Here is a 22,901-nt window from a genome sequence, read left to right on the forward strand (position 1 = left end):
CGCTGGTGCCTTGCGGGGGCGCGCTGGAGTGCTGCGGCCCGCACCGATGGGGGCGACGACGGCCGGTTCTGCGCCCTGCGAAGCTGTGCCCGGCGGCGCCGATGCGTCACTCTGCGGGCGGCCGGTGCCTTGCGGCAGCCTTGGGTCTTGCGGGGTGGCCGTGCGTTGCGGCAGACCCGTTTTTGGGCCCGGCCCGCCCGTGCCCGGCGGCGGACCCGTCTTCTGAGGGCCGTCCGTCCGTGCCTGCCGCCCGCCTTCGTCCGGTGGCCCGCCCGGTCCGGCGGGCCACCCGCGTCCTACTGGCCCACTCGCCCGTCGACGCACTCCCGCAGCAGGTCCGCGTGGCCGCTGTGGCGGGCGTACTCGTCGATCCGGTGCACCATCAGCTCCCGTACCGCGATCTCCTGGCGGCCGATGACCTTGCCCAGGTCCCCGTCCAGGTGTTCGGCGAGTACCGCGTCGGTGGCGGCCTGTTCGCGTTCCAGGTCGGCGAACGCGGCGTCCACCATGGCCTGGTCCGCGACCGCTTCGAGGAAGTCCGCGTCCTTCTTGCCGTACAGCTTCGGCTGCGGCTCGCCGTGGGTGATCCAGTTGCGCCAGTCCAGTTCCACCTCGGCCAGGTGCCGGACGAGACCGAGCAGCGACATCGTCGACGGCGGCACCGACCGCCGGGCCAGCTGCTCCGCGTCCAGGCCGTCGCACTTCATCCGCAGGGTCATGCGGTAGCCGTTCAGGAAGTCCAGCAGCGTCGCGAGTTCGCCCTCCGGTCCGTCGTCGTCGCTCTCGCGGGGGTCGTCGTCCGGGTCGACCCACATGTCCTGGTAGACGGTCGACCGGGTCCATCGCTCTGGTAGATCGCTCATGGGCCCATCGTCGCCCCCGTGGCGCGACCCTGCCAACGCATTTGTACGGAGCGGTACGGCGAGTGCCGGCCCGGCGATCACCGCACGCGGAACTCCGCCGACGCTATATCGGGTTGAGGCGCACGGGAGGCGTCGCCAGGATGCTCTGGTGACCGAGCCGCCGAGTACTCCGCCGAACACCGTGCCGATCCCTTCCCGTGCCGTGCTCGACGCCTTCCGGGTGCCGTCGGACGGGCCGGGGAACAGTCCCGTTCCGCTGTCCGGCGGACAGGGGCGGAGCGTCCTCGTCGGCGGGTACGTGTTCAAACCCGCCGAGGGAGCCGAGGAGGAGGCCGAGTGGGGTACCGCCGTGTGGGAGGAACTGGTGCCGAACGGCGGCTTCCGGGTCCCCCGGCCGCTCCGCGCCGCCGACGGCCGGTGCGTCGTGGACGGCTGGACCGCGAGCGAGTTCCTGCCGGGGGAGCCGGGCCCGCAGGGGCACTGGGACGGAGTGCTGGCCGCCGGACGCGCGTTCCACGCCGCGCTGAAGGGCGTTCCCCGGCCCGCGTTCCTCGACCGGCGCACCCACCCGTGGGCGGTGGCCGACCGGGTCGCCTGGGGCGAGCGGGACATCGAGGCCGCCGCTGACCTCGCCGCACCGCTGGCGGCCCTGCGGGAGGCGTGGCGCCCGGTGAACGAGGAGGCGGCACAGCTCATCCACGGCGACCTCACCGGAAACGTCCTCTTCGGTGGTGGTGGTGGCGGTGGCGGCACGCAGGGGGCCAGTTCGTGCGGGGCGGCCTCGTACGAGCCGCCCACCGTGATCGACTTCTCGCCGTACTGGCGCCCTCCGCTGTTCGCCGAGGCGGTCGTGGTCGTGGACGGTCTGCTGTGGTTCGACCGCCCGGCCGGACTGCTGACGGACGGCGGCGCACACCCCGACTGGCCGCAGCTGCTCATCCGCGCCCTGATCTTCCGGCTCGTCGCCCAGAGCGAGTTGGCGGCTGCGGGCGGCCTCGCGCCGGGCGAATGGGAGCGGGAGCGGGAGCGGTACGAGGTGGCGGCGGACGCAGTGGTGCGGATGGCCCGGCGCGGTCCGGGTGACCGGGTGCGGTGACAGGGCGTCATGGCGCGGCGGCCGGGCAGCGGGCCACACCTGCCGGACGGCGCCTGCCCCGGCCGACTCCGCCTGCCGCCGGGGGACCGTACGGCAACTCCGGCCGGGGGCGCCACGTTCCCGGCTCGGCGGCGGCGCCGTGCTCCCGGGCCGGGTGGCGGACCGCGCTCCCGGCCAGGTAGCGGTACCGCGGTCCTGGTCCGGGTGGCGGACCACGTTCCCTGTCCGGCGGCGGCGCTGCGCTCCAGGCCCGGGTGGCGGACCGCGCTCCTGGCTCGGTAGCGGTACCGCGCCCCTGGCTCGGTAGCGGCACCGCGCTCCCGGCCCGGGTGGCGGACCACGCTCCTGGCTCGGAAGAGGCACCGCGTTCCCTGGCCCGGGTGACGGACCACGCTCCCGGGCCGAAAAGGGCACCACGCTCCGGGCGACGCACCGTGCCCCTCGCCCGGGTGACGGACCGCCCTCCCGCCCGGGGTGGCACCACGACCCCAACCGGGGCGTGACGGACCACGCCCGGCACGAGGACCTGCGCAGCCCCCGCCTCACGGCAGCAGTTCAGCCAGGAGTTCGGCCATCACCTCCCGCGGCAGCGACGGATTGGCCGCTGCCGTCCGTGCGGTCTGCGGGTCGGGGTCGGAGAGGAGGGTGACGAGGGCCGACGGGGGCAGTTCCGGGCGGGCGGCTGCCGTGCGCCGGGCGCGCTTGTCCGTCAGGCAGGCGAGCAGTACCGGAGCCGTCGCACGGGGGTGCCCGGCCAGCTCGCGCAGCGCCCGTACCGGCGGCTCCTGCCGTGCCCACTCCGCGAGCAGCGCCGGCGGCGCGTCCGGGTTCGCCGCTGCCCCGGCCAGCACCTGGGAGCCGTGGCGGTCGACCATCGACCGCAACAGGGCCTCCGTCAGGCCGGGTTGGGGAGCGACCGTCTTGGCCACGCGGGCGTCGGCGTCCCCGGCCAGCGCGTCGCGCAGCGCGGCCGGCAGATCGTTCCGCCGGGCCGCCAGCATCCGCGCAACCGGGTCCGCCGACCGGGCCAGCCGTGCCATCTCGGCCGGGGATGCGGCGGTGATCCGGGGCAGCGGAGCGTCCCCGAGCCGGGTGACGGCCGCCAGCCGGACCAGTACGTCGAGGGGCACCCGGGGATGCTGCGCCAATTGGCGCCGCACGTCGTGGTCCCGGTCGTCGGCCAGCAGCCGGATCAGCGGCTCGTCGATCGCGGGATTCCGGGCGAGATCGGCCCGAACACCGGGTACGGGGTCGGTGGCCAGCCGTGCGTACGCGGCCGTCGGCAGGTCCGTACGGCTCGCCAGGGCCCGGCGCAGCAGCGAGCAGGGATGGTCGGCGAAGGCCGCGGCGGTGGCGCCCGGAGTGGCCGGGTTCAGCAGCGCCGCCTGCCGCAGGCCGTGCACGGTGGACTCGTGCGAGCCGTCGCAGGCGGCGTCCGGCCGCAGGTCGCAGTCGGTGCGCGGACAGTTGCGGTCGTGCGCGAAGGGGACCTCCTCCCGGACGCACACCAGGCACCACCGCGCGGGCGGCAGGCCCTCGCCGGTGAGGAGCGCGGCCAGCACGGCGGCCGGCGTCGACTCGTTGGCGGCGACTGCGAGGCGGACCTCGGCGTGCGGATGCGACGCGAGCCCCACCACCAAGTCCGGCCCGGCGACCCGCGCCAGCTCCGCGACGACCTGTACCTCCGGATCGGCGGCGAGCACCGCCACCACGTCGGCGGGCAGCCCGGGGCATTCCGCCAGCCGCTCCCGGCAGTCGGCGGACGCGTCCGCCGCGAACAGGCGTGCCCACCGGGGATCGCCCGCACCCCGGTCGAGCAGCGCGAGGGCGGCGTCCCGCTGGGTGACCGGATCGATGTCGGGCGCGGTCAGCCGCCCGTTGTACGCGAGCCGTACGGCACTGTGCGGCACGCGCGCGGCCAGCGCGAGCGCCTGCGCGTGGGTGAGGTCCGCGCGGTCGGCCAGCTCCGGGGCGAGGTCATCGACGAGGGCGTCGTCCGCGACCGCGAAAAGCCGGTCGACGAAGGAGGACGGCAGGGCCGGGTTGGCGGCGAGACCGCACAGCACGTCGTTCACAGAGGGCATCCTGCCCGGCAGTTCGGCGGCCCCGGGAACGAGCCCCCGTCAGCAGACCGACTTGACCGGGGAATTACCCTATGTGCAGATGTGTGCCGCTGGTAATGGAGTGGCGGGTGCGTGGGTGCCGGGGAGAGGATCGAGGGCTGTGACCTCCAACGAAGAGCAAGCCGCGGCCCAGCGGTCCGCGTCCGCACAGGCTTCCTCACAGGCTTCCTCCCCGGCGTCCGACCCGGCCTCTTCCCGGACCTCCCCTCGGGCTTCCTCCCGGACTTCCTCCCGGGCTTCTTCTCGGACCTCTTCCCCGGCTCTCGACCCGGCTGCCGTTCCGCCCCTCGACCCGGTTCCGGGCGGGTCCGCCGTCGTGCCGGCCCTCCTCGTGCCGCCCCTGGTGCCGGCCCGCCCCCTCCGCTCGCGTGCCTTCGGGCTCTTCTTCGCCGCCAGGGCCGCCTCCAAGCTGGGCGAGACGATGCTGCCCGTGGCCCTCTCGGCGGGGCTTCTCCAGTACGGGATGGGGGCGAGCGAGGTCGGGCTCGCGATGGCGTCGACCATCGCGACCACAGCCGTCTTCATCATCTTCGGCGGGGTGTTCTCGGACCGGTTCAACACCCTGCGCCTGATGGTGGGTTCGGACGCGGTACGGATCGTCACGCAGGCCGTTGCCGCGCTGCTCTTCCTCACCGGGCACGTGGTGCTCTGGCAGATCTGCCTGATCGGCGCGGTCAACGGCATAGCCACCGGCCTCTTCCAGCCCGGCGTGGCCAGCACGATCCCCCGGGTCGCCGACGACGTGCAGGCCGCCAACGGCACGATTCGCATCGGTGAGTCCCTGGCCATGCTCGCCGGACCGGCCGTCGCGGGTCTGCTGGTCGCGGTGGCCGACCCGGCGGCGGTGTTCGCCGCGCACGCGGCGACGTACGCGATCAGCACCCTGTGCCTGGCGCTGCTGCGGCTGCCCGAGAGCCCGGGGAGCGGAGAGGCGGCACCCGGGCCGAAGCCCCCCACCACCTACTGGTCCGACCTGGCCGAGGGCTGGCGGGAGTTCCGCTCCCGGACCTGGCTGTGGGCGACCATCGTGATCTGGATGTTCTTCATGATCACCGCCTGGGGGCCGCTCGTCCCGCTCACCTCCGTGGAGCTGATCGGCGGGCACGGCGCCCAGACCTACGGCCTGATCAGCTCCGCCCTCGGCCTCGGTACCGCCCTCGGTGCCGTGCCCGCGATGCGGCTGCGCCCCGACCACCCGCTGCGTGCGGGCGCGCTCTCCCTGCTCGGCACGGCCACCTTCCCCGCCGCCGTCGGCGCCCAACTCCCGGTGAGCGCACTGCTGGTGGCCGCCGTCCTGACCGGGGCGGGCATGGGCTTCTGGAGCGTCATGTGGGCCACCAGCATCCAGACCCGGGTGCCGGGCCCGGTACTGAGCCGGCTGCACGCGTACGAGGTGGCGGGATCGGTCGCGATGCTCCCGGTGGGCCAGGCCCTCGCGGGCCCGGCCGCCGGACTGTTCGGCGCCCGTACGGTGCTGCTGGCGGGCGGTGTGCTGACGCTCCTGGTGGTGGCCGCGCTCGTCTCCGTACCGGCGATCCGGGGGCTGAAGCGGGCCTGAGACCACGGGCCGGCCCATTCCCCTCCTCGGGTCATGGGCCGGCCCCCGCCCCCCTCGGGGGGTCTCCCGCTCCGGGTTCAGCCGACGGTGCGGCGGTAGACCTGGCGCGAACCGCCCTCCGGGCCGGGGTCGGTGGCCTCGGCCGGGGCGAAGCCCAGGCGCTCGTAGAAGACGCGCGCACCGCTCTCCACGGCACCCGGGTGATCGGCCCCGAACGTCACCACCTCCAGGGTGCCCGGCCCCTGGACGAACCTGCTCACGGCCTCCGCCATCAGCGCCCGCCCGGCCCCCGTCCCGCGCGCCTTCTCCGAGACCACGAGCCAGTGGACGTGGTGGACGGGCGGCTCGGCACCGAACAGCAGCCCGCCGAGCAGGGCCGGTTCCGAGGGATCGGACGGCACGGCGACGAGCGCGGCCGAGCCGCGTATGTGCTCCCGCACGGCGTCGTGGAAACCGGGTTCCCCGACCATCGCGCCGAACCAGTGCTCGACCTGGGCGGCGAGGTCGAGGAAGCCGGGGAAGTCCTGTTCCTGAGCGAGTCTGACGATCATCCGAGGAGTCTGACAGACCCCGCGGCGTCAGCCGGTGCGCGCCTCCTGCCACACGTGGCCCTCCGCCCCCCGCTCCGCCAGCCAGCCGCGCAGGGCGGTGACGTCGGCGGCGGTCAGGACGGACGGGTCCACGGTGGTGCGGAGCTGGTGCGCGACGCCCGAGTCGCGCAACAGCCGCAGACTGCGTACCGCGGGGGCCGCGCTGTTGCGTACGCCCGTGACCTTCTCGTACGTATCGGGGTGGGCCTTGACGTCGAAGCCGACCCAGTCCAGGAGCCCCGCCTCCAGCAGCGCCCCGAACCTGCGGGGGAGGGCGCCGCCGGTGTGCAGGCCGACGCGGTGCCCGAGCGCGCGGGCGGCCCGTGCCGCGTCGGCCAGGCCCGGCTGGAGCAGGGGCTCGCCGCCGGAGAACACGATGCCGTCGAGCAGGCCCCGGCGGCGGGCGAGGTGCGCCGCCACGTCCGGCCAGCGGACGGCCGGGGCCGTACGCGGGTCGAGCAGGTCCGGGTTGTGGCAGTAGCCGCAGCGCCAGGGGCACCCCTGGCAGAACACGGTGGTGACCAGGCGGCCCGGCCAGTCGCAGGTGGACAGCCGGGACCAGCCGCCGATCCGGATCACGGCGCGGGGGCCGGTGCCGGGGCCGATGCCGGGGCCGGGACCTGTGTGCGTACCGGCTCCGGGGACGGCGTGCGGACCGGTGGCGTCGTGGCCGGTTCCCGGAAGTGCCTGCGTTCGGCGTGCTCGCCCCGCTTGCCGATGTTGAACGAGGCGACCGGCCGGTGGTAGCCCATCACCCGCGTCCACACCTCGCAGCCGCGCCGGCAGGTCGGGCAGCTGGTGTGCTCACCGGCCAGATAGCCGTGCGCCGGGCAGATGGAGAAGGTCGGGGTCACCGTCAGATAGGGCAGCGAGAACCGTTCCAGGGAGCGCCGCACCAGGTTCCGGCAGGCCTCGGCGGTGGAGACGCGTTCGGACAGGTACAGGTGCAGGACGGTGCCGCCGGTGTACTTGGTCTGGAGCTCGTCCTGCCGCTCCAGGGCCTCGAAGGGATCGTCGGTCCAGCCCACCGGCAGCTGCGAGGAGTTGGTGTAGTACGGGTTGCCGTACGGGCCCGCCTGGAGGATGCCGGGGAAGCGGCGCCGGTCCTCCTTGGCGAACCGGTACGTGGTGCCCTCGGCGGGGGTGGCCTCCAGGTTGTAGAGGTGGCCGGTGCGCTCCTGGAACTCGACCATCCGCGCCCGTACGTGGTCCAGCAGCCGGACCGCGAGCGCGTGCCCCTCGGCGGCCGTGATGTCGTGCGCGTCGCGGGTGAAGTTGCGGATCATCTCGTTGACGCCGTTCACGCCGATGGTCGAGAAGTGGTTGCGCAGGGTGCCCAGATAGCGCCTGGTGTACGGGAAGAGGCCCTGGTCGATCAGGTCCTGGACCGTCACCCGCTTGATCTCCAGGCTCTGCACGGCGAGTTCGAGGAGCCGGTCGAGCGCCGCGAACAGGCCCGCCTCGTCGCCCGGATGCAGATGTCCCAGCCGGGCGCAGTTGACGGTGACCACGCCGAGCGAGCCGGTCTGCTCGGCACTGCCGAACAGGCCGTTCCCCCGCTTCAGCAGTTCGGTGAGGTCGAGCTGGAGCCGGCAGCACATCGAGCGGACCATGCCGGGCTCAAGACCGGAGTTGAGGAAGTTCTGGAAGTACGGCAGTCCGTACTTCGCGGTCATCGCGAACAGCCGCGTGGCGTTCTCGCTCTCCCAGGGGAAGTCCCGGGTGATGTTGTACGTGGGGATCGGGAAGGTGAAGACCCGGCCCGCCGCGTCACCGGCCGTCATCACCTCGATGTACGCCCGGTTGATCAGATCCATCTCGGCCTGGAGCTCCCCGTACCGGAAGTCCAGCTCGACGCCGCCGATCACCGGCACCTGGTCGCGCAGGTCGGCGGGGCAGGTCCAGTCGAAGGTGAGGTTGGTGAACGGCGTCTGGGTGCCCCAGCGCGAGGGCACGTTGAGGTTGTGCACCAGCTCCTGCACGCACTGGTGCACCTGCGCGTACGACATGGAGTCCTGGCGCACGAACGGCGCCATGTACGTGTCGAAGGAGCTGAACGCCTGGGCGCCGGCCCATTCGTTCTGCAGGGTGCCCAGGAAGTTGACGATCTGTCCCACGGCGGAGGAGAAGTGCCGCGGCGGCGCGGAGTCGATCTGCCCCGCGACCCCGTTGAACCCCTCGGTCAGCAGGGTGCGCAGCGACCAGCCCGCGCAGTAGCCGGACAGCATGTCCAGGTCGTGGATGTGCAGGTCGCCCTCGCGGTGGGCACGGCCGACGGCCTCGGGATACACCTGGTCCAGCCAGTAGTTGGCGACCACCTTGCCCGCGGTGTTCAGGATGAGTCCGCCGAGCGAGTAGCCCTGGTTCGCGTTGGCGTTGACCCGCCAGTCGCTGCGGTCCAGGTACTCGGTCACCGAGTCCACGGCGTCGATCTGCGTCACGTCGGCCCTCCCACGAGGCGTCCGGGGTGTGTGCCTGCGGTCGCGCGGGATGCGCGGCCGGGGCCGGCAGGTATCGGACTCGGGCCCGTCCGCGGGCCCACACCGTTGCGGGGCAGCTCCGGATTCGCACCGGATTCCCTGTTTCCTCGGCCGCGCACACGAGGGGTGCGCCGACGCCGAACCGACCTTTAGGACACTACATCTTGTGCTGGTCCGACACGCCCGGTACGACATGTGGGGGTTCGTTGGGCCCGGAAGGTGAGGACCTTCGTCCCGGGCGAGGGGGGGGCAGGCCGTGCCCGGTCAGGTGCGGTCGGTCTCCTGCGCCCAGCGCCGGCTCCACGCGTCCAGCGGCGCCCGAGCAGGTCGAGCGCGGCCATGACCGGGCGGCCCGACTCCGAGCCCCGTACCGGTGTACCGGGGCGGGGCGGGCCGGCCGCCGTCCCGCCGTCGCCCCGCCCCGGTGCCCGGGGATCCGGCCGTCCCGTAAACCCGGTGGCCGTCGCGTGCCGTCTCGTTAGGCTGCCCGGATGTCCGAGATGGAGAAGTACTCCCGCCGTGCCGCCCGCGTTCTGCTCTTCGACGCCGCCGACCGTCTGCTGCTGCTGAAGTTCCGTGTCGACCCGGACGTGCCCGCCGGCGGCCACGGCTGGTGCGCGCCCGGGGGAGGGCTGGAGGACGGCGAGAGCGAGGCCGAGGCGGCGGCCCGGGAACTGCGCGAGGAGATCGGCCTCGCGGTGACCCCGGAGGCGGTCGGGCCGAAGGTCGCCCTGACCGCCGGGTACGCCGACCTCGGCTGGGCGGAGGGGATGTTCCAGGACAACTTCTTCCACCTCAGGGTGACGGGCCACCAGGTGGATGTCAGCGGCCAGGGGGCCGAGGAACTGCGATACCACGCCGGGCACCGCTGGTGGACGCTCGACGAACTGGCCGCCAGCACCGAGCGGATCCACCCTCTCGGCCTGTCCGGCCTGGCGCGCGATCTGGTCGCGGGCCGGATACCGGCCGAGCCGGTGCGACTGCCCTGGCACCACTGAGGCCGCCCGCCGCACCCGCCGCATCCGGCTCGTGGAAAGGGGCGAGCCCGGCATCAGGGTGGTGGTGGGCTGATGCCGGGCTCTGGTCGAACCGGAGAGGCACTCTTCCCAGGGCGGCGGGACGGTCGCGTTTCCGCGTCCGGCCTCGATCCGCGTTCGACCGGATCAGAGTAACCGGTGTGCGGACCTCTTTTCCCCCGGGGTGCCGTTCGGGTTCGGGACGGGGCAGCGCCGTCAGAGGCGAGGGCGGCGGCTGAGGGCGATTCCGGCGAGCAGGAAGACGGCGCCGATCACTCCCGCGACGACGGCCGCCGTGGTCTGGGTGGGCTGCTGGCTGGCGTTGAGCACGGCGGTGACCACGCCCATCACGCCGCTGATGTAGCAGAAGATGGTGATGAAGATCTTGACGTTGGGGTGCATGGCGACTGTTCCCATCGGATCGGTTGCGGGTTTGAGGGCTTGCGGCTCGGGGGCTGGGGGGCTCGGGGGCTTGCGGGTTTACGGATTGCGGGGCCGGTCCGCTCGCGTTCAGCGGGGCGGTGCGGGCGGGGTCGCCGGTGAGTGCGCCGGTGCGGGCGCAGTCGTGGGTGCGCAGGCCGGTGCCGTGCCCGCGGCGGTGAGGCCCAGCAGCATCACGTAGGCGTCGGGGTCGGTGCGGAAGCGGTTCCAGCGGTCCGCCGCCAGGGCGAACTCGCCCAGCGAGAGGGCGCCGGAGGCCACCAGGGGCTGGAGCCGCCCGGGGCCCAGGTGCGGGGCGAAGTCCGCGGTGGGGCGGTCGTCGTTGGTGGTGGCGAACGGCCGCAGGACGACGTCCGCGCAGCCCGCCCCGCGCAGCAGCCGGGTGAGCCGGCGGCCGATGGCGCGGTCCCCGCCCGCCGCCTCCTGCGCCTTCGCCAACTTGGCGTGCACCGAGGCCAGTTCGGGGAACGCCGGATCGGCGAGGCCCCAGCACGAGGCGTCCACCTCGGTGACGACCAGCAGGCCGCCGGGCCGTAGTACACGCAGCGCCTCGGCCAGCGCCGGGCGCGGGTCGGCCAGGTGCTGGAGTACGTAGCGCAGCAGTACGTACCCGGCGCAGGCGTCCGGGAGGGGGAGCGCGGCGGCGTCCGCGACCAGGAGTTCGGCCCCGCAGCCCGCCGCGTGCGACAGCAGGCCGCCGTCGATGTCCACGGCGGTGACGGACAGCTCGGGGTGGGCGGCCCGCAGCCGGCGGGTGACCGCGCCCGAGCCGGCGCCGACCTCCACCAGGGGGCCTCGGGCGGGGTCGAGCCCCAGCTCGTGCAGGATGCGCAACTCCTCGGGAAACGACAGGTCCGCCTGCGCCTCCAGCCGGGCCAGTTCGCCGGTCAGGCCGCCGGAGGTGGTCGCCGCGGGGTCGTAGGAGCCGCCCGGCGGGGCCGGGGCAGGCGCGGAGGAAGGGGCCGGGGCGGGCGGGAGCGTGGTCATCGCGGGGTCACCGTCATTCGCATTCCGTGTTTGGGGCGCAGGGTCACCAGGGCCTCGGGTTCCACCGGGAAGCCGGGTTCGAGGGCGAGGTCGGCCGACTGGAGGAGGGTGGCCAGCACCAGCGTGGCCTCGACCAGGGCGAAGTGGCGGCCGATGCAGGTGCGTTCGCCGCCGCCGAACGGGAGGTAGAGGTGGCTGGGCAGATCGGGGGCGGTGAAGCGGGCCGGGACGTAGTCGTCGGGGCGCTCCCAGAAGTCCGGGTGGCGGTGCAGGACCCACTGGCTCACGCAGACCAGGGCCCCGGCCGGGACGTCGTAACCGTCGAGGACGTCGGCGCGGGCGGCCCGCCGGGAGATCAGCCACACCGGCGGGTAGAGCCGCATCGCCTCCTCGATGGCGCGGCGGCAGTGCGGCAGGGCGGGGAGGTCGGCGGCGGTCGGGGTGCGGCCCGCCAGTACTCCGTCGAGTTCCACGCGGAGCAGGGCCGCCTCGGCGGGATGCCGGTCGAGGAGGTAGAGCGTCCAGGTCAGGGCCTTGGCGGTGGTTTCGTGACCGGCCATGATCAGGGTGAGGACCTGGTCGCGCAGGTCGATGTCGTCGAGTTCGCCGATCATCGTGTCCATCAGCGTGCCCCGGCCCGCGGCGTCCCCTCCGGCGGCCCGGCGGGAGGCGATCACGGTGCGGGCGACGAGCTGGAGGAAGGACCGCGCCTGTACGTATCCCCGGCGGCGCAGCGCGGTGTCCTGGGGGTCGGGGTCCGGGTCGGGTACGTAGTGCCCCATGAAGAGGTTCGCCGCGTCCACCGCCCGGCCGAAGCCCTCGCCCGCCGCGCCCAGGTCCACGCCGAGCACCGCCCGGGTGAGGATCGCCAGGGTCAGGGAGGTGAGGTGGTGCTCCACCGGGAGGGCGGAGCCGGGTTCCGCGGCCGACCGCCAGCGCTCCAGGAGGGCCCGGGTCTCCTCGGTGATGATGCCGTCGAAGGTGGTGACGGCGGTGCGGCGGAACGCCGGTGCGCAGAGCCTGCGCTGCCGGGCCCACTCGGCGCCGTCGCTGGTGAGCAGCCCGTTGCCGAGCAGTGGGCGCAGCATCGCGTCGTCCGGGGTGTTCGCCTTGGTGTAGTTGGCGACGTTGTCCTTGAGCACGTGCCTGGCCAGGTCGGGGCGGTGCAGCATGTAGACGCGCTCGCCGTCGCCGACGTGGCTGGTGAGGTCGCCGTACTCGCGGTTCATGCGGGTCACGAAGGCCAGTGGGTCGGCGCGCATGGCCGCCATGTCCACGGGTTCTGCGGGCCCCGGCGGCACGGTGGCCGCCGGTGCGGTGGTGGGTGTCACGTGAACCTCCGTGAAGAGCGGGGCGGCCGGGTGCGCGGGGGCCGGTACGCAGGGCCCCGTACGCAATCCCGAATCCGCATTGCGTATGCGGCGTAAGTAATTCCGTAATCGTCGCGGAATTGCCGCTACCGCCCTCCGGGCACGCGCTCGGAAGGCGGGTGACGTGAGAGTATGCGTTTCCCGGCGGGCGTCAACCGGCCGAAGAACAAAGGTGGTTGATTAACCGTAACGCCGGTCGGTGTTCTGCTCAATGCTTATTCGGAACGGTCAGGGGCGACGCACAATACGTCAGGCCCCGGGGGTTTCGGATTACGTTTCTTTGCGTCTTGGCCGGGCCGTCGAATTCATGTGAATGTTTGTCCGTCGCCGGCACAACGACCGAATCACCAGAACAAGAAACGCCAGACAAGGGAGAGTTCGCATGTCTCTGGACCCCCAGCAGCGGGCAGAATTCGTCAACGCGTACACCCGTGTGCTCATCAGCTCCTGGTCCGACGAGGCGTTCGCCGCCCGGCTCCAGTCCGACCCGAAGGCCGCGCTGGCCGAGGCCGGCCTGGAGATCCCCGAGGGCAGCGAGATCGTCATCGTCACACAGGCCCCCGAGGGTCACCAGGAGGGCAACCTGGACGTCCAGGTGTCCCTGTGGGAGCTCGGTCTGGCCACCGGACGCTACGAGTTCCACATCCCCGAGACGCCGACCGTCGACGCCGCCGAGCTGAGCGAGGGCGACCTCTCGGACGTCGCCGCGGGCTGCAACTACTGCTGCTGCCCCTGCTGCTGCTGCACCTGATCAACAGGTGTGAGCGCGCCACATTCCCACTTCGCTGGAGTGATCCATGCCCACTGCGCAGAAGGCGCATCCGGTTTCCGTCCGCGGTCTCGTCAAGCGCTACGGCGACACCTTCGCGGTCCGCGATATCAGTCTCGACATTCATCGGGGTGAGGTATTCGCACTGCTCGGGCCGAACGGCGCGGGCAAGACCACGACCGTCGACATACTGACGGGCGTAAGACGGCGCACCGGCGGAGAAGTGCGGGTCCTCGGCCGTGATCCGGCCGAGGACCCGCGGGAATGGCGCGCGAGGATCGGCGTGGTTCCCCAGTCGACGGGCGCCTATGTCGATCTGAACGTCCGGGAGGTCGTCGCGCATTTCGCGGCGATGTACCCCGCACCGCTGCCGGTGGGGCAAGTGCTGGACATGGTCGGCCTCGGCCGCCACCAAGCCGCACCCGCCCTGTCGCTTTCCGGCGGCCAGCAGCGCCGGCTCGACGTGGCCGTCGGCGTCGTCGGCGACCCCGAACTGATCTTCCTGGACGAGCCCACCACCGGGCTCGACCCGGTGGCCCGGCGCGAGGCCTGGGACCTGGTCCGCTGGTTCGCGGACCGGGGCCGCACCACCGTCCTGACCACCCACTACCTCGACGAGGCCGAGGAACTCGCCCAGCGGGCGGGCGTCGTCGTCGGTGGCCGGCTCGTCGAGTGCGGCACGCCCGCGGAACTCGGCGGACGGGACACCACCCCGGCCCGTGTCACCTTCCGCCGCTGCCACCGGCTCGCGGACCGGGCACTGCCCGACGGGCTGCCCGCCGGCACCGGGGTGGAGCAGCGGGGCGACGTCGTCACCCTGCGCACCCCCCTGCCCATGGGCGTGCTCGAAACGCTGCTGCCGTGGGCGCGGGAGGCGGGCGTGGCCGAACTCGCCGAACTGAGGGTGCACCGGCCCACCCTCGAAGAGATCTACCTCGACCTCATCGCGCGGGAGGCAGCCACATGTCCCTGACCAGAGCCGCCCAGCTGCGCGAGAGCCCCCGGGCTCCCGCGACGGCCGCACCGCCCCTCGCGGGCCCCGGCCCGGTGCCGGGGCTGCTGCGGGCGAGCGCGGCCCGCTCCTCGGTCGAACTCAAGGCGTTCTTCCGCAACAAGCAGTCCCTCGTCTTCACCCTGTTCTTCCCGGTGATCCTGCTGGTCGTGTTCGGTTCGATCTTCTCCGGGAAGGTCGAGGGCACCGACACCGACTTCCGCCAGGTGTTCATGGCCGGGGTGGTCGCGGCGGGCGTGATGAGCACCGCGTTCTCCGGCCTCGCCATCAGCGTCGCCATCGAACGGGACAACGGCACCGTGCGGCGCCTGGCACTCACCCCCATGCCCAAGGCCGCGTACTTCCTCGGCAAGCTGGCGCGGGTGGTGGTGACCACCGTGCTGGAGACCGTGCTGCTCATCGGCATCGCGGTCGCCGCCTTCGGCCTGCCGCTGCCCGCGACCCCGGGCCGCTGGCTCACGCTCGCCTGGTGCGTCACCCTGGGCACCGCCGCCTGCGCGCTGGCCGGGGTCGCCTACAGCGCGGTGATCCCCAACAGCCGGTCGGCGTCCGCGATCGTGACGCCGGTGTTCATGGTGCTCCAGTTCATCTCCGGGGTGTTCTTCCCCTTCCACCAGCTGCCGCTGTGGATGCAGAACACCGCCGCCCTCTTCCCCGTGAAGTGGATGGCGCAGGGCTTCCGTTCGGTGTTCCTGCCCGACTCCTTCACCGCCGTGGAACCCGCCGGGTCCTGGGAGCTGGGGCGCATCGCCCTGGTCCTCGCCCTGTGGGCGGCCGGCGGTCTCGTCGCGACCGCACTCACCTTCGGCTGGCGCGGACCGCGCGTGCGCTGAACGGCCCATGGAAAGGATGGTGGACCTCCGTGACCACCGCTGCCCACCTGCCCGCCGGCATCGCCCACCCCTTCTCCCCGGCCGGACGCGTCGACCCCTACCCGGCGTACGGCTGGCTGCGGGCGCACGACCCGGTGCACCGGGACGCGATGACCGGCATGTGGCTGGTCACCGGGTACGCCGACTGTGCCGCGCTGCTCAAAGACCCGGCGTTCTCGGCCGCCGCCGGACAGCGCGAGCGGGCCAGGGAGGACGACCTGCCGGTCTCCATGCTCACCTCCGACGGCGCCGACCACGCCCGGCTGCGTGCCCCCGGCGCCCGGCTGCTGGGGCCCGCCGCCATGGCGTCGATCGCCGACGGTGTCGCCCGCGACGCGGACGACCTGCTGGTACGGGCGGGCGAGCGGGGCGATCTCACCGACGCGGTCGAGCAGCTCGGGGCTCCCCTCGCCACCGCGGTGCTCGCCCGGCTGTTCGGGCTGCGCGACGAGCAGCGGGCGCCCTTCGAGCAGCTCGCGCGCGCGGTGGCGGTCAACCTCGACCCGCTCGCCCCGCCTCCGCTGGCCCGCCTCGGCCGGGCCGCGATGGGCGAGCTGACCCGGTACCTGGACGCCCACACGGACCAGGCGCTGCCCGGCCCGCTGCGGGACTTCGCCGCCGACGGACGGCTGACCCGCGGGGAGATGCTCGGCGTGCTCGGGCTCGCCGTCGTCGGCGGCTGGCAGCCGCTCGCGGAGTCCCTCGGCAACGCCCTGTACTGGCTGCTGCCCCGCCCCGGGGCGCGCGAGGCACTGCGCACGGCGGACCCCGCGGCGGCGGAGACCGCCATGGACGAACTGCTCAGGCTCGAAGCCCCCATTCCGTTCACCGCGCGCGTCACCGTCCGCGACGCCGAGCTGCCCGGCGGGCGGATACCCGCCGGTTCCCGGGTGCTGGCCGTGCTCGCCGCCGCCAACCGCGACCCCGCCGTCTTCACCGACCCCGACCGGCTGGTCCTGGACCGCAGCCCCAACCCGCACCTCGCCTTCGGCGGCGGCCCGCACTTCTGCCTCGCCGCCCGCCTGGTGCGGCAGTCGGGCGCACTGCTGCTGACCCGTCTGGTGCGGCGGTTCCCGGCGGCGGCCCTGTCCGGACCGCCGCCGCGCTGGGCGGCGACGCTGATCCCCCGGCGGCTGACCTCACTGGGGGTGGCGCTGCACGGTACGGGCACGGCGGCCACCGGGACCGCCCCGCCGGCCGAATCCGCCGCGTCCCCCGAATCCGCCGCGTCCCCCGAGTCCGCCGTAGCCGCCGCGCCCGTGGAGGCCGCTCGTGCCTGAGGTGATCGTGATCGGCGCGGGTGTCGCCGGGCTCGCCTGTGCGGCGGACCTGGCGCGGGCCGGTGTCGACGTACTCGTCCTGGAGGCCCGCGAGCGGATCGGCGGGCGCGTGCGCACCCACCGGCCCGCCGACGGCGGTCCCGCCGTCGAACTCGGCGCGCAGATCGTGCACGGCGACCGCAACCCCGCGCACACCCTCCTCGGCCAACTGCCCGCCGCCCCGCGCCCGCAGTCCGCGTCCGTCATCAGGGGCCGGATCGCCCGCCCCATGGCGACGCTGGCCGCGAGCCCGCACGCCCCCTGGCTGCTGGAGGCGTCACTCGCACACCACGGGGGCGAGGACCGGGCGGGCCAGGGCACGGGCCGTACGGACGGGACCGGGGACCGGGCCCACGACGGTGTGGCGTCCGGCCCTGTCACGGTCGCCGACCGGCTGGCCCGCAGCGGTGCGGGCGACGCCGAACGGGCGACGGCGGGGGAGTGGCTGCGCCAGACCTGGGCCGCCGACCCGGCACGGCTCGACGCGGCGGCCGTCGCCGGGGCGATGCGGGGGGACGACGGCGGGCGGGGCGAGTTCACCGTGCCCGGCGGACTCGACCGGATACCCGCCGCGCTCGCCGACGGCCTCGCGGTGCGCACCGGCACCCCCGTCCACCGCGTCGACCCGGACGAGGGCCCGGACGGGCTGCGGCTGACCACGGGCGGCGGCACGTTCGTCGCCCGGCAGGTCGTCGTCGCCGTACCGCCGGTCGTGGTGGACCGGGGTGTCCTGGAGATCGGCGGGCTGGACGCGGACCGGCGGGCGGCGGCCCGCACCCTGCGCCCCGGCGACGGCTTCGTGGCCGTCGCCACCCTGTCGGCGCCCGCGCCCGTCGGCGCCTCGGTGTTCGACGCCGACGGCGTGGGCGGCTTCCTGTCCTGTGTGCGGGGGCGGCCCGAGGTGCTGGTGGTCGCCAAGGACGGCGCCGCCCGTTACGTGCGCACCGCCGTCGCGGGCGGACAGCTGGCCGCACTGCTCGCGGTGGGGCTGCCGTGGACCCGTACCGCAGAGGTGACCGCGGTGGACAGTGCCGACTGGGGCGAGGACCCGTTCTCCGGCGGCGCGTTCTGCGCACCCGGGCCCGGCGCGGCCGACGCGGCCCGGTGCTGGGCGCGGCCGACGGACGACGGCCGGCTGTTCTTCACCGGGGAGGCAGCCGTGGTGGGCCGGGCACTGCCCTGGATGCAAGGGGCGATCGCCGATGGACGGCGAGCCGCCGACGACGTGATGGAGGCAAGGAAGCAGTGGCTGTGAACGTGCACTCGGGCTGGTACCTGGCGGCCTTCACCTCCGAACTCACCGACCGGGTGAGCCCGTTGGACATCGGCACCCGACGGCTGACGGCGGTGCGCAGCGGCAGCGGGGTCCGGGTGTTCGACGCCGACTGCCCGCACCGGGGCGCCCACCTCGGCCACGGCGGACGCCTGGACGGCGACTGCCTGGTCTGCCCCTTCCACGGGCGGCGGGTGCTGCTCGGCCGCCCCGAGCGGGAGGGGCGGCGACCCTGGGTGCGCGAGCACGAGGCGGTGGTCTGCGGCCAGGCCCTGTTCGTACGGCTCACCGACGGGCCCGAGGACGACCGGGGGATGCGTACCGTACTGAAGGAACTGGCGGGCAGCCATTCGCTGGTGGCCGCCGTGCACCGGCCGGTCGCCGCCCCCGCCGCGCTGATCGTCGAGAACGCCTTCGACACCGACCACTTCACCGCCCTGCACAAGGTCCACCAGGTGCGCGAGATGCGCCACCGGGCGGGCGCCGAGGGCGAACTGGTGATGGACGGGGTGTTCCCGATGCCCGCCTCGCCGTGGCGCGGCCCCGGCGCGGCCGGGCCGGGGGCCGGGCCCTACGTGCCCAGGTTCTACGCGCGGGCCTTCAGCCCCGGAGTGGTGGTCACCGAGTTCGGGCCGCCGGACGAGGTGCACGTCATCGTCACCGCCGCCGTGCCCGGCGCGGACGGCGGATGCGTCGCCCGGGTGGCCATCGGCGTCCGGGAGGGGCGCGAGCGCGAGCTGCCCATGCTGATCACCGGCAGCAGGCGGGCGCTCGCCGAGGACATCGCGGTGTGGGAGCACCTCGCCCCCGGCTCGGAGTTCGGGCCGCTGGGTCCTGACGCGTCCGACGCGGCGGTGGTCGCCTACCGGGAGTTCTGCACGGGCTTCGCGGACCTCGGCAGCCCGGCCCCGACGGCCGCCCCCGTGGGCCCCGCGTGCCAGGACCCGGCCCGGGGGCCCCAGGACTCGGCCCGGGTGTCCCAGGACCCGCCCCGGGTGTCCCAGGACCCGGACTCTCCCACAGGCGCGGAGGCGTGATGGGCGGCGACCGGTACGCGCTCCCCCTGCCCGGCGAACTGGCCCGGATGCACGACGGGCTGCGCGTCCGCAGCAGCGGCAGCGGCCCGACCGTGCTGTGGGTGCACGGCTACACCATGGACTCCACCCTCTGGCGCCCGCTCTGGGAACTGCTGCCGGGACTGCGCCACGTCGGGGTGGACCTCCCGGGGCACGGCGGCTCCGCACCCCTGGAGCCGGGTACCACCCTGCCCGCGCTGGCCGCCCGGATCCGGTCCGTCGCACGCGCCGAGGGCGCCGCGCGGCTGGTCGGCCTCTCCTTCGGCTCCACCGTCGCCCTCCAGATGGCCATCGACGCACCGGATCTGACGGAGCGTCTGGTGATCGGCGCGCCGACCCCGGCCGGAGGTCCGCCCGACCCGGCCGCCCGCAAGCGCTACATCGAGATGCTGATGCTGCGCCGGATGCGCGGCGCGGCGGCGGCCGACGGGCTGGCCGACCTGTGGATGTCCGCGCCGCCCGACATCTTCCGCGGCACCGAACAACACCCGGCGCTCCGGGCCCGCATCCGCTCCGTCGTCGCCCGGCACTCCTGGGCGGAGCTGGACAACGGGGCGATGGCCGCGCTCAGCGCCCATGTGCACACGCCCGGCGACCTGGCCCGGATCGGGGCCGACACGCTCGCCCTGACCGGCAGTGCCGACATGCCGGTCTTCCACGCCAACGCCGCCCTGCTCGCGGACACGGTCCCGCGCTGCCGCACCGGCGTCGTGCCGGACAGCGGACACCTGCCGTTCCTGGAGCGGCCCGAGGAGGTGGCCGGGCAGCTGGCGGCCCAACTCACGGACGGAGTAAGGCAGTCGACGTAAAGAACACACAAAGACTTTATTGACCGACCCTCAAGAACCCTATCGGTGAAGAACGTTCGGGGTTATCCGCACAAGTGTGCCGTTAGGGTGAGGGCCGGTCCATTCGGGGGAGTTGGGGGACGATGCCGATATTCATGCTGGACTTCTTCGGGGTACTGCTCAATGTGATGGGAGCGGTGGACCTGGCCGATCTGAGCTTCCTCTTCGGACCGCATCTCCGTGACGAGCTGGGGTTGCTCAACCAGGCCGAACTGACCGTCCGTTTCGCCGCCGTCGACGGCATGGGCTCGGAAGTACGGGTCCACGACGGCGACGGCCGGCTGCTGCGCAGGCACGCCTACCACGGACTCGGCGGGATACCGCCCCTGCTGCCGCCGTTCGCGGTGCTCGGCGACCGGTTCGGGGTGCTCCAGGCCGCCGTACTGGCCAAGGGGGACGTGGTCGTGGCGCTCGTCGGGGGCGTGGAATCGCCGCGCAGCGTGCTCGCCCTCGCGCTGGGCGTCCGGGGCTGGCGCATGGTGTCCGGACAGCGCCTGATCGTCGACCGGTTCACCGGCGAGACACTGCCCTACCAGGTGCCGCTGGAGCTGCGCGGCGCCGCCCTGGAGGCGGCCCACGCCTCCGGCCTGCGCGACGGCGACCTGCGCACCGCCACCTCTCCGCTGACCGGCTCCTACCTTCAGGTGCGGCCCGAGAGCCTGCTGGAGACCGTGCCGGTCGACGCCCGGCTCGAACCGGCCAGGATCGTCCGGCTGTGCACGGCGGGCGGCCACCGGGCGAGCCTGGAGGACTGGGGGCGGGCCCCCTCGGTGTGGCCCGCCGACGCCGCCGGACTCCTCGACGGCAACCCCCGGATGCGGCTGCTGCTGCCCCCGGCCGGCGGTGTCGAGGAGGCCGCCGACCTGCTCGACGCACGCCTGTGCCCGCCGCTGGTGAAGGGATACCCGCCATGCCCCGCAGACTCTCCTACGACGAGGGAACGGCCTGCTGGGTCGATCACGTCGGTGTCGATCCGACGGGAGCCAAGGAGTTCTACGGCCCGCTCCTCGACTGGGAGTTCCGCGCCGAGGGCCGCCGCGGCTACCACCTGATCCTGCGCGGCGGCGAGATCGTCGGCGGCCTCGGCCCGAGCCCGCTGGGCCCCGGTTACGGGTCCGCCTGGACGGTGTACCTGGCGGCGAAGGACCTCGCGCACACCCAGCGCCGCGCCGAGGAGCACGGCGCCCGCTTCACCGTCCGCGGCGTGCCCGCGGGCGGCGACGGGCGGCTCAGCCTGGGCACCGACCCCCAGGGCGCCGCCTTCGGCCTCTGGGAGGGGCACCACGACGAGGGGGTGGTGCTGGTCGACGAGCCGGGCGCCCTCGTCGGCGCCGTGCTGCACAGCGCCGAGCCCCAACCCCAGGAGCGCTTCTACCAGGACGTGTTCGGGACTCCGGTCACCGCCGAGCCGCACGGGGCCACCCGCTGGGTGCCCTTCTACGGCGTCGCCGACGGCGCCGGTTTCGAGACACGCGCGCGTGCGGCCGGCGCACGGGTCCTGGCGCCGGGGCTGTTCGGCGACCCCTGGGGCGCGGTCTTCGGCGTACGCAACACCGCGCCGCAGTCCTCCGGTACGTAATCCGCGGTCTGCGTATCGCCCGCTGTTCTCCCGACTTCCCTTTCCGTGGAACTGTTTTCCCGGACGAGACCAACCGGAAGAGATACCCGGAAGAAAAGGGAATGCCATGGGACCGAAGGTAGTGGTGATCGGCGGCGGACCGGCGGGTTCGATCGCCGCGGCATTGCTGGCCCGGCAGGGCGCACGCGTCAAGGTGCTGGAGCGTGCGCATTTCCCGCGCTATCACATCGGCGAATCCGTGGCGACGTCCTGCCGCTCCATCATCGAACTCGCCGGGGCCCTGGAAAAGGTCTCCGAGCGCGGGTACCAGGTGAAGGAGGGGCTGCTGCTGCGCTGGGGCGCCGAGCAGGACTGGGTGGTCGACTGGCCGGAGATCTTCGGCACCGGTGCGCAGACCTCGTGGCAGGTGGACCGGGCCGACTTCGACGACGTCTTGCTCAAGCACGCCGCGTCGCAGGGTGCGGAGGTGGTCGAGGGAGCCCAGGTGCGCAAGGTGCTCTTCGAGGACGGGCGTGCGGTCGGCGTCGAGTGGGACCGGCAGGGCACCACCCTCACCGAGCGCGCCGACTACGTCGTCGACGCCTCGGGCCGGGCCGGGCTGCTCTCGGTCCGGCACTTCCACGACCGGGTCCCGCACGACGTGTTCCGCAACGTCGCGGTGTGGGGCTATTACCGGGGCGGCTCGCTCCTGCCCCGTACACCGCGCGGCGGCATCAACGTGATTTCCGCGCCCGAGGGCTGGTACTGGGTGATTCCGCTGAAGGACGACGAATTCAGCGTCGGATTCGTCACCCACCAGGACCATTTCCTGCGCCGCAAGCAGAAGTACCCCGACATGGAACAGCTCTTCCTGGAAACGGTGCGGGAATCGGAGACCGTACGGGAACTGGTGGCACCCGGCGTCTTCCGGCCCGGCGTGCGCGTCGAACAGGACTTCAGCTACGCCGCCGACAGCTTCTGCGGGCCGGGCTACTTCCTGACCGGCGACTCCGCCTGCTTCCTCGACCCGCTGCTGTCCACCGGCGTCCACCTCGCCATGTACAGCGGGATGCTGGCCGCCGCCTCGATCCTCGGGGTGCACGACGGGGACGTGTCCGAGGACGAGGCGCGCGCGTTTTTCGAGTCGCTGTACCGCAACGCGTACGGCCGGATGTTCTCGATGGTCGCCGGTTTCTACGAGCAGTACCGGGGCAAGGCCACCTACTTCTGGCTCGCCCAGCGCCTCGCGCGCGGGCGCTACCCGGAGCTGGTCCGCAGGCACGACACCGAGACCCCGTTCCGCTCGGCCCCCGACAGCGAGGCCTTCGCGGCGATCACCTCCGGGGCCGCCGACATGGACGACGCGAGCAGGGCCGGCGGCAGCCGCCCGATCAGCGGCCAGGTCCTCGCCGCGCAGGTCGCCCAGCGGGCGATGGAGGGCGACCAGTACGACACCACCACGGGCCTGTACCTGGTGACCGAACCCCGGCTCGGTGTACGCCGCACCCAGCAGCCGGCCGAGAACGCGCCCGCCTGATCCCCCTTCGCGGGCGCACACGCCGGAGGGCGGACCCCGCAAGGGTCCGCCCTCCGGCCGGTCTGCGACGGTCAGCCCCCGGACAAGGTGACGGGGGAGGCCCCGAGGGGCGG

The 22,901-nt window shown here is 73.6% G+C and carries 20 protein-coding genes and 1 riboswitch; of the genes, 12 read left to right on the forward strand and 8 right to left on the reverse strand.

The window, feature by feature from the left end; all coding sequences use genetic code 11:
- Positions 1-296: 296 nt before the first annotated feature.
- Complete coding sequence (locus ACFYVL_RS03400; protein WP_389241074.1) at positions 297-863, reverse strand: DinB family protein; 567 nt, start codon at positions 861-863, stop codon at positions 297-299.
- Positions 864-1,011: 148 nt separating this feature from the next.
- Between ACFYVL_RS03400 and ACFYVL_RS03405 the strand changes: the two genes are divergently transcribed.
- Positions 1,012-1,959: an aminoglycoside phosphotransferase gene (locus ACFYVL_RS03405; RefSeq protein ID WP_389241075.1), complete on the forward strand. Its 948-nt coding sequence runs from the start codon at positions 1,012-1,014 to the stop codon at positions 1,957-1,959.
- Positions 1,960-2,501: 542 nt separating this feature from the next.
- On the opposite strand, the gene ACFYVL_RS03410 is transcribed toward ACFYVL_RS03405, so the two are convergent.
- The gene (locus ACFYVL_RS03410) at positions 2,502-4,034 is read right to left on the reverse strand and encodes a hypothetical protein (RefSeq protein WP_389241076.1); all 1,533 of its coding nucleotides are present in this window, start codon (positions 4,032-4,034) and stop codon (positions 2,502-2,504) included.
- Positions 4,035-4,398: 364 nt separating this feature from the next.
- Between ACFYVL_RS03410 and ACFYVL_RS03415 the strand changes: the two genes are divergently transcribed.
- On the forward strand, positions 4,399-5,640 hold the full coding sequence (locus ACFYVL_RS03415; RefSeq protein ID WP_389241077.1) for an MFS transporter: 1,242 nt from the start codon (positions 4,399-4,401) through the stop codon (positions 5,638-5,640).
- A gap of 77 nt (positions 5,641-5,717) precedes the next feature.
- On the opposite strand, the gene ACFYVL_RS03420 is transcribed toward ACFYVL_RS03415, so the two are convergent.
- The 3 genes from ACFYVL_RS03420 to ACFYVL_RS03430 all read right to left on the reverse strand — a co-directional run bounded on the left by ACFYVL_RS03420 (position 5,718) and on the right by ACFYVL_RS03430 (position 8,722).
- The gene (locus ACFYVL_RS03420; RefSeq protein ID WP_389241078.1) at positions 5,718-6,191 is read right to left on the reverse strand and encodes a GNAT family N-acetyltransferase; all 474 of its coding nucleotides are present in this window, start codon (positions 6,189-6,191) and stop codon (positions 5,718-5,720) included.
- A gap of 27 nt (positions 6,192-6,218) precedes the next feature.
- Positions 6,219-6,809 carry an anaerobic ribonucleoside-triphosphate reductase activating protein gene (locus ACFYVL_RS03425; RefSeq protein ID WP_389241079.1) on the reverse strand — a complete coding sequence of 197 codons (591 nt, stop codon included), beginning with the start codon at positions 6,807-6,809 and terminating at the stop codon, positions 6,219-6,221.
- Complete coding sequence (locus tag ACFYVL_RS03430; RefSeq protein WP_389241308.1) at positions 6,806-8,722, reverse strand: ribonucleoside triphosphate reductase; 1,917 nt, start codon at positions 8,720-8,722, stop codon at positions 6,806-6,808. The genes ACFYVL_RS03425 and ACFYVL_RS03430 overlap by 4 nt, the downstream gene beginning before the upstream one ends.
- Positions 8,719-8,872, reverse strand: a riboswitch (cobalamin riboswitch). It overlaps the preceding gene by 4 nt.
- Before the next feature lie 329 nt (positions 8,873-9,201).
- Here ACFYVL_RS03430 and ACFYVL_RS03435 point away from each other — a divergent pair.
- The gene (locus ACFYVL_RS03435; protein WP_389241080.1) at positions 9,202-9,708 is read left to right on the forward strand and encodes an NUDIX domain-containing protein; all 507 of its coding nucleotides are present in this window, start codon (positions 9,202-9,204) and stop codon (positions 9,706-9,708) included.
- 234 nt (positions 9,709-9,942) lie between these two features.
- On the opposite strand, the gene ACFYVL_RS03440 is transcribed toward ACFYVL_RS03435, so the two are convergent.
- From ACFYVL_RS03440 to ACFYVL_RS03450, 3 genes are all read right to left on the reverse strand, one after another.
- Entirely contained in the window at positions 9,943-10,128 is a 186-nt protein-coding gene (locus tag ACFYVL_RS03440; RefSeq protein WP_389241081.1) for a hypothetical protein, read from the reverse strand.
- A 108-nt stretch (positions 10,129-10,236) separates the two neighbouring features.
- A complete protein-coding gene (locus ACFYVL_RS03445) occupies positions 10,237-11,154 on the reverse strand; it encodes a class I SAM-dependent methyltransferase (protein ID WP_389241082.1) in 918 nt (305 codons plus the stop codon).
- Positions 11,151-12,485: a cytochrome P450 gene (locus ACFYVL_RS03450; RefSeq protein WP_389241083.1), complete on the reverse strand. Its 1,335-nt coding sequence runs from the start codon at positions 12,483-12,485 to the stop codon at positions 11,151-11,153. The genes ACFYVL_RS03445 and ACFYVL_RS03450 overlap by 4 nt, the downstream gene beginning before the upstream one ends.
- 421 nt (positions 12,486-12,906) lie before the next feature.
- On the opposite strand from ACFYVL_RS03450, the gene ACFYVL_RS03455 reads away from it, so the two are divergent.
- From ACFYVL_RS03455 to ACFYVL_RS03495, 9 genes are all read left to right on the forward strand, one after another.
- Positions 12,907-13,275: a hypothetical protein gene (locus ACFYVL_RS03455; protein ID WP_389241084.1), complete on the forward strand. Its 369-nt coding sequence runs from the start codon at positions 12,907-12,909 to the stop codon at positions 13,273-13,275.
- Between the two features lie 46 nt (positions 13,276-13,321).
- Complete coding sequence (locus ACFYVL_RS03460) at positions 13,322-14,266, forward strand: ABC transporter ATP-binding protein (protein ID WP_389241085.1); 945 nt, start codon at positions 13,322-13,324, stop codon at positions 14,264-14,266.
- A complete protein-coding gene (locus ACFYVL_RS03465; protein WP_389241086.1) occupies positions 14,257-15,138 on the forward strand; it encodes an ABC transporter permease in 882 nt (293 codons plus the stop codon). The genes ACFYVL_RS03460 and ACFYVL_RS03465 overlap by 10 nt, the downstream gene beginning before the upstream one ends.
- Before the next feature lie 29 nt (positions 15,139-15,167).
- A complete protein-coding gene (locus tag ACFYVL_RS03470) occupies positions 15,168-16,457 on the forward strand; it encodes a cytochrome P450 (protein WP_389241087.1) in 1,290 nt (429 codons plus the stop codon).
- A complete protein-coding gene (locus tag ACFYVL_RS03475) occupies positions 16,450-17,751 on the forward strand; it encodes a flavin monoamine oxidase family protein (RefSeq protein ID WP_389241088.1) in 1,302 nt (433 codons plus the stop codon). Before ACFYVL_RS03470 ends, ACFYVL_RS03475 begins: the two co-directional genes overlap by 8 nt.
- The gene (locus ACFYVL_RS03480; protein WP_389241089.1) at positions 17,748-18,806 is read left to right on the forward strand and encodes a Rieske 2Fe-2S domain-containing protein; all 1,059 of its coding nucleotides are present in this window, start codon (positions 17,748-17,750) and stop codon (positions 18,804-18,806) included. The genes ACFYVL_RS03475 and ACFYVL_RS03480 overlap by 4 nt, the downstream gene beginning before the upstream one ends.
- Positions 18,806-19,654 carry an alpha/beta fold hydrolase gene (locus tag ACFYVL_RS03485; protein ID WP_389241090.1) on the forward strand — a complete coding sequence of 283 codons (849 nt, stop codon included), beginning with the start codon at positions 18,806-18,808 and terminating at the stop codon, positions 19,652-19,654. Before ACFYVL_RS03480 ends, ACFYVL_RS03485 begins: the two co-directional genes overlap by 1 nt.
- A gap of 122 nt (positions 19,655-19,776) precedes the next feature.
- Positions 19,777-20,745 (forward strand): hypothetical protein, encoded by a 969-nt coding sequence (locus ACFYVL_RS03490; RefSeq protein WP_389241091.1) that lies wholly within the window; start codon positions 19,777-19,779, stop codon positions 20,743-20,745.
- Positions 20,746-21,378: 633 nt separating this feature from the next.
- Entirely contained in the window at positions 21,379-22,788 is a 1,410-nt protein-coding gene (locus ACFYVL_RS03495; protein ID WP_389241092.1) for an NAD(P)/FAD-dependent oxidoreductase, read from the forward strand.
- Positions 22,789-22,901: the final 113 nt, after the last annotated feature.

The sequence above is a fragment of the Streptomyces sp. NPDC004111 genome (assembly GCF_042874215.1).
GTDB lineage: Bacteria > Actinomycetota > Actinomycetes > Streptomycetales > Streptomycetaceae > Streptomyces.

What these genes read in the sequence shown, in the direction of transcription:
- ACFYVL_RS03465 (WP_389241086.1), top strand. Translation starts at nt 14,257, where the DNA reads ATGTCCCTGACCAGAGCCGCCCAGCTGCGCGAGAGCCCCCGGGCTCCC.
- ACFYVL_RS03420 (WP_389241078.1), bottom strand. Translation starts at nt 6,191, where the DNA reads ATGATCGTCAGACTCGCTCAGGAACAGGACTTCCCCGGCTTCCTCGAC.
- ACFYVL_RS03435 (WP_389241080.1), top strand. Translation starts at nt 9,202, where the DNA reads ATGTCCGAGATGGAGAAGTACTCCCGCCGTGCCGCCCGCGTTCTGCTC.
- ACFYVL_RS03455 (WP_389241084.1), top strand. Translation starts at nt 12,907, where the DNA reads ATGTCTCTGGACCCCCAGCAGCGGGCAGAATTCGTCAACGCGTACACC.
- ACFYVL_RS03440 (WP_389241081.1), bottom strand. Translation starts at nt 10,128, where the DNA reads ATGCACCCCAACGTCAAGATCTTCATCACCATCTTCTGCTACATCAGC.
- ACFYVL_RS03445 (WP_389241082.1), bottom strand. Translation starts at nt 11,154, where the DNA reads ATGACCACGCTCCCGCCCGCCCCGGCCCCTTCCTCCGCGCCTGCCCCG.
- ACFYVL_RS03460 (WP_389241085.1), top strand. Translation starts at nt 13,322, where the DNA reads ATGCCCACTGCGCAGAAGGCGCATCCGGTTTCCGTCCGCGGTCTCGTC.
- ACFYVL_RS03485 (WP_389241090.1), top strand. Translation starts at nt 18,806, where the DNA reads ATGGGCGGCGACCGGTACGCGCTCCCCCTGCCCGGCGAACTGGCCCGG.
- ACFYVL_RS03400 (WP_389241074.1), bottom strand. Translation starts at nt 863, where the DNA reads ATGAGCGATCTACCAGAGCGATGGACCCGGTCGACCGTCTACCAGGAC.
- ACFYVL_RS03495 (WP_389241092.1), top strand. Translation starts at nt 21,379, where the DNA reads ATGGGACCGAAGGTAGTGGTGATCGGCGGCGGACCGGCGGGTTCGATC.
- ACFYVL_RS03490 (WP_389241091.1), top strand. Translation starts at nt 19,777, where the DNA reads ATGCCGATATTCATGCTGGACTTCTTCGGGGTACTGCTCAATGTGATG.